1 protein-coding gene is annotated in these 4104 nt (G+C 75.9%); it reads right to left on the bottom strand.

The genetic code is table 11. The features are described from left to right. On the bottom strand, positions 1-4104 hold a 4104-nt coding region (locus WBA97_RS01215), incomplete at both ends, for a type I polyketide synthase (RefSeq protein WP_424228746.1).

Below are 4104 nucleotides of genomic sequence, written 5' to 3'. Positions count from 1 at the left end.
GCGCGGCGGCGGGCTGGAGCGGGACGACACCGGGCCGCTCGGCGCCGGTCATGCCCGCGGCCCACGGTCCGAACGCGACGGAGCAGGCAGGCAGGCCCTCGGCGTTGCGGCGGTGCGCGACGGCGTCCAGGTGGGCGTTCGCGGCTGCGTAGGCCGCCTGGCCGGGATTGCCGATGACACCGGCGAACGAGGAGAACAGCACGAACGCGGAGAGGTCGCGGTCGCGGGTCAGCTCGTCGAGGTGGGTGGCGCCGTCGGCCTTGCCTGCCAGGACGGTGTCGAGGAGATCGGGGGTGATGGCGTCGACCGTGCTGTCGGCGAGGACACCGGCGGCGTGGACGACGGCGGACACCGGGTGCGTGGCGAGCAGCCGGGCCACGGCGTCCCGGTCGGCGGTGTCGCAGGCGACGACGTCGACCCGGGCACCGAGGGCGGTCAGCTCAGCCACCAGCGTCGGAACGCCGGGGGCCTCTTGGCCGCGCCGGGAGGTCAGCAGCAGGTGGGGCGCGCCGCGGGCGGCCAGCCAGCGGGCGGCGTGGGCGCCGAGCGCACCGGTGCCGCCGGTGACCAGCGTGGTCCCCTCGGGTTGCCATCGCGTCGCCGGCGCTGAGATGCCGGCCCTGCGCAGGCGGCGGGCGTGGACGCCGTCGGCGCGGACGGCGACCTGGTCCTCCGTCCCGCCGAGGATCCCCGCCAGCCTGCGCCCCGCGTCGGCGTCGAGGCGGGCGGGCAGGTCGATCAGGCCGCCCCAGCGGTCGGGGTGCTCCAGCGCGGCGACCAGGCCGAAGCCCCACGTGCGGGCGGGCACCGGGGCCACGGGCGGGTCGTCCTCGCCGGTGCTGACCGCGCTCCGGGTTGCGCACCACAGCGGGGCGCGGAGCCCGGCGTCGCCGAGCGCCTGGAACAGGGCGACCGTGCGGGCCAGCGGCTGGTCGGCGGTGAGCACACCGCGTGCCGTGGGGAAACCACGCAGTCGCTCGGCGAGCGCGACCCGGTCGTCGCCGCCATCGACGGTCACCACGTCCATCCCGGCGCCCGTCAGGACGTCGGCCAGATCGGGTGGCGGGGAGACGAGCAGCCAGGTGCCCGACGGCGGCGGGCCCGCGTGGTCCGGCAGGAGGTCCCAGCCGACCTGGTAGCACCACGAGCCGGCCGGGTCGGCCACCGACGTGGTCGCCGTCGGCCAGTAGCGCTGTTCCTGGAAGGCGTAGGTGGGCAGCGGGACGCGGTGGGCGCCCCAGCCTGCGAACACGGCTTCCCAGCGGGGCCTGCCGCCTCGGACGTAGACCTCGGCGAGAGCACGCAACGCGGCGGCGGTCTCGTCGCGGCCGGACCGCAGTGCGGGCACGGCGCCGTCAACGAACGCGGACAGCACCCCGTCCGGACCCAGCTCGACCGCGGCGCGGACGCCGTCGGCCAGCAGGCGCCGGACGTGCCCGGCGAACGGGACGGTCGCCCGGACCTGGCGGACCCAGTAGCCGGGGTCGGCCGGGTCGCCGTCGACCAGCATCGGGATGCGGGGCCGGTGGTAGGTCAGGGTGTCGGCGACCTCGGAGAACGCGGCCAGCATCGGCTCCATGAGCCGTGAGTGGAAGGCGTGCGAGACGGTCAGGTGCTTCACCCGGCGGCCGTCGGCCCGCCACCGGTCCTCGAGCGCCTGGATCTCCCCGGCCGCGCCGGAGACCACGATGGACGTCGGGCCGTTCACGGCGGCCAGGTCGACGGTGTCCGGCACGTCGTCCTCGGTGCCTTCGACCGCGAGCATCGCGCCACCGGAGGGGAGTGCCTGCATGAGGCTGCCCCTGGCCGCGACGAGCGTGCACGCGTCGTCCAGCGACAGGACGCCCGCGACGTGTGCGGCCGCCAGCTCCCCGATGGAGTGGCCGACCAGCACGTCCGGGACGACGCCCCACGACTCGAAGAGCCGGAACAGCGCGACCTCGACGGCGAACAACGCGGCCTGTGCGTACCGGGTCTGGTCGAGCAGGCCGGTGTCGCCGGCGATGACGGTCTTCAGCGGGACGTCCAGCCCGGCGTCGAACCGGGCGCAGACGGCGTCGAGCGCGTCGGCGAACACCGGGAAGGCCTCGGCGAGACCGAGCCCCATGCCTGCGCGCTGCGCGCCCTGACCCGTGAACAGGAAGGCGATCCGGCCGGGAACCGGTGTGCCGCGCACGACGTCGGCGGCGGGCAGTCCGTCCGCGACGGCGGTGAGTCCACTGTGGAATCCGGCGGGGTCTGCGGCGAGGACGACGGCGCGGTGCGGCAGGCCGGACCGGGAGGACGCCAGCGTCCAGCCGGTGTCCACCGGATTCCCGTCGGCGGGCAGCGCACGGGCCTGGGCACGCAGCGCGGTCTCCGTCGCCGCGGACAGCGGCCACGGCGTGGTGCCGGTGTGGCGGGCCGGCGCGGCGGCGGGGACCGGTGGCCCCTGTTCCAGGATGACGTGGGCGTTGGTGCCGCTGATGCCGAACGCGGACACCCCTGCCCTGCGGATCTCCCCCGGCCACGGGACGCGCTCGGCGAGCGGCTCGACCGCGCAGGAGGACCAGTCGACGTGCGGGGTGCGCTCGGCGAGGTGCAGGCTGGCTGGCAGTTCGCCGTGCCGCATGGCCAGCACCATCTTGATCACCCCGGCGACCCCGGCGGCGGCCTGGGTGTGGCCGATGTTCGACTTGACCGAGCCGAGCAGCAGCGGCCGGTCGCGGTCCTGGCCGTAGACGGCGAGCAGGGCGGCGGCCTCGATCGGGTCGCCGAGTGCGGTGCCGGTGCCGTGCGCCTCCACCGCGTCCACCTCGGACGGTGCGAGCCCGGCGGCGGCCAGTGCCCGCTGGATGACTCGTTGCTGTGACGGCCCGTTCGGGGCGGTCAGCCCGTTGGACGCGCCGTCGGAGTTGACGGCGGAGCCGCGGATGACGGCGAGCACCTCGTGCCCGTTGCGCTGGGCGTCGGAGAGGCGTTCCAGCAGGACGACGCCGACGCCCTCGCCCCAGCCGGTGCCGTCGGCGGCGGCCGAGAACGGTTTGCACCGCCCGTCGGCGGCCAGCCCGCGCTGGCGGCTGAACTCGGCGAACGCCGTCGGTGTCGCCATCACCGTCACCCCGCCCGCCATGGCGAGCGTGCACTCGCCCGCGCGCAGCGACTGCGCGGCCAGGTGCATCGCGACCAGGGACGACGAGCACGCCGTGTCGACGGTGACCGCGGGCCCTTCCAGCCCGAGCGCGTAGGCGACGCGGCCGGACATGACGGCGGCGGCGTTGCCGACGGCGGCGTGGTCGGCGACACCGGCCTCGGCACCGGCGAGCAGTGCCGGGTAGTCCTGTCCGTTGGTGCCCGCGAACACGCCGGTCTGGCTGCCGCGCAGCGAGGTCGGGTCGACACCCGCCCGTTCGACGGCCTCCCAGCAGACCTGGAGCAGAAGCCGCTGCTGCGGGTCCATGGCGAGGGCTTCGAGCGGGGAGATGCCGAACAGGTCGGCGTCGAAGTCGCCAGCGCGGTCGAGGAAACCACCGAGCCTGGCGAACGGGGTTTCCTCCGGCAGGTCCCAGCCGCGGTCGGCAGGGAACTCGCCGACGGCGTCGACCCCGTCGGCGAGCAGCCGCCAGAAGTCCTCCGGTGTCGCGACTCCGCCGGGGAACCGGCAGGCCATCGCCACGATCGCGATGTCGTCACCGGTGGCGGCCACCATGTTCGTGACCGGGGCGGCCGGGGTGGCGCCGGTCAGTTCGGCGCGCAGCTGGGCGGTGAGGGCGGCGGGGGTCGGGTAGTCGAAGACCAGTCCGGCGGGCAGCCGCAGGCCGGTCGCGGCGCCGAGGGCGTTGCGGAGTTCGACGGCGGTCAGGGAGTCGAACCCGAGGTCGCGGAACGCCAGGTCGGGGTCGACGGCCGCGGCCGAGGAGTGCCCGAGCACGCGTGCGACGGTGGTACTCACCAGCTCGGCGAGATCGGCGGGGGCGACCGGTTCGGTGGCCGCCGGGGTGGCCAGCTCGGTGAGCAGGCCGCCGCGGTTCCCCGCGGCGGCGAAGCGGTCCCAGTCGACGTCGGCGACGACGACCACCGGGTCGGGCCCGCCGACGGCGGACGCCAGTGCGGCCAGCGCCGGGT

This window comes from Actinophytocola sp. (genome assembly GCF_049647105.1).
Lineage (GTDB): Bacteria > Actinomycetota > Actinomycetes > Mycobacteriales > Pseudonocardiaceae > Actinophytocola.
Note: the sequence above shows the minus strand (reverse complement) of the source record. Positions and strands in the feature narration are given on the sequence as shown.